The organism is Mesorhizobium sp. LNHC229A00 (assembly GCF_000502415.1).
Classification (GTDB): domain Bacteria; phylum Pseudomonadota; class Alphaproteobacteria; order Rhizobiales; family Rhizobiaceae; genus Mesorhizobium.
This window is the reverse complement of record NZ_AYWQ01000063.1, coordinates 1-1,759: the sequence shown is the minus strand read 5'-3', so window position 1 is coordinate 1,759 and position 1,759 is coordinate 1. Positions and strand designations below refer to the sequence as shown.

At 57.2% G+C, this 1,759-nt stretch carries 2 protein-coding genes; both read left to right on the top strand.

The annotated features are described in order from the left end of the window. Positions 1 to 633: hypothetical protein (locus X742_RS0139365; protein ID WP_210164357.1), on the top strand; the 633-nt coding region annotated here is incomplete at its 5' end. Next, positions 630 to 1,670 (top strand): OmpA family protein, encoded by a 1,041-nt coding sequence (locus X742_RS140620; protein ID WP_023775565.1) that lies wholly within the window; start codon positions 630 to 632, stop codon positions 1,668 to 1,670. The genes X742_RS0139365 and X742_RS140620, both read left to right, overlap by 4 nt. The last annotated feature ends 89 nt before the right edge of the window (positions 1,671 to 1,759 follow it).

The following is a 1,759-nucleotide window of genomic DNA, read 5'->3' as shown; positions in this document are numbered from 1 at the left end:
TCGTCGATCGCACAGCGAGTCGAGGCGGCAGCCGATTTGCTCGACAAAGCCAACAGCTCAATGTCCTCGTCAGTTGGCAGACTGGGTGAACAGGCCGACAGCGTAGCCACCAAGTTGGAGAAGGTTGTCGTCCCTGATGAGGTCCTTAAGAACGATCTGGCGCCGATGGTGAAACTCCTTGGCAGCGCGGTCGCTCAGTATGCTGTCAAAACAGAGACGGCTTCGCAGGAACAGCAAGCCCGCATGGCGGGCATCGTTGATGCTGTGGCTAAAGTGGCCGCAGGTGTGGAAAGGGCTGTGGCAGCCGCAGAGCAAACAGCGGAGAGCGTCCAAGCGCAACAGCGCTTGAACCAGGCGCTTGCTGAAGTGGTGCAAAAGCAAAGCAAGGACACCGGAGACCTTGTCGCGACCTTGGCAGGAAGAACACTCCACGCGCCGAGGCCTGCTCCCCCTATCAACGCTCCTATCGCGATCGAACAGCCACTGGCAGGTCTGGCCGCAAATGACACCGTCGAGAGCGCACCGATTAGGGTCGAGCCTGAGCCCCAACCAGACGCTTTCCAATCTCTGGGAAACGAGTCTCCCGCAGAACGAACGGAACCGCCTAAGCGAAACAGTTGGTGGGGCCGGTGAGTGAGGCTGGCGGGACTTCGGTCGCCTTCGAGCGCAAGGGTTACGGCCGCGGTTTGATATTGGGCCTGACCATGGCCGAGACGATGCTGCTTTTGGTGTTCTGCCTGCTGCTTGCTGCCGGTGCTATCATCACGAAAAAGCAGAAAGAAACCGATGAGGCACTGCGAGCCGGTCAATCAAACAAGGAGAACGTCCAGAAGCTCGAAGCCGAAAACAAGCGGCTTCTGGCTCAGATAAAAGCGGTGTTTCAGCCCTCGATCCGAGGAACCCTTCCCGACGAAGAATGGCGCGAGCTGGTCCTGGCCAAGGATGCTGTTAGGTCGGTCAAGGAAGCAGGTATTTCCCTGGAGGAAGTCGTGCGAAATGCTCCTGTCGCGAAGGTCCTTGCGGACAAAAACATAAGCGTTGACCAGGCCAAGGCCATGATCGATGCGGCGAAGGTCTTGAAAGAATTTGGTTACATCGGCACCGACAAAGGGCTGCAGGATCTGACTGATGCGCTCAAGAAGGCTGCAGAGCCGGCGCAAGTAACAAAACCTCACGATTGGCCGCCGATCATTAGTCTCAGCGAACTGGATGGCTATAATTTCGATACCGGAAGCGCAGAGCTCTCGGTTCCGTTCAAAACAAAGTTGCGCGATCTTTCGAAGACAATCGCCGGCACTGCGACCTCGTACGGTGTCGACGTGATTGAGGTGATTGGACACACGGACGAACAAGCGATGGCGGGCGAATCCTCCAACATGGACAAGGGGCTTCAACCGGTCTTGTCAGGGAAAGTGGAAATCGGCTCACTCCATCCCGCCGACAATGCCGGCCTTGGGCTGGCGCGCGCGATTTCAGTTACGAGTGTGCTCAGTGACATGCCCGCATTAAAGGGGTTTACGATTTTGCCGATGTCAGGTGGTCAGCTCATCCTGCCCGGCGATCATCTCACCGACGGAGCGCAGATGGGCGATGTGAGGGCTCGAAGACGCATTGAGATAAGGGTGAGGCAGCGATCAAAATTGGCGCCGGTTGGTGGCGCCAAACCATGAATGGCGGACAAAACACTGGCGCCTTAGCCGGTACGGCAGTTGAGTTGGGGGGATTGGGCTATGGGGTTTTACGTTCGAAAATCGATCAG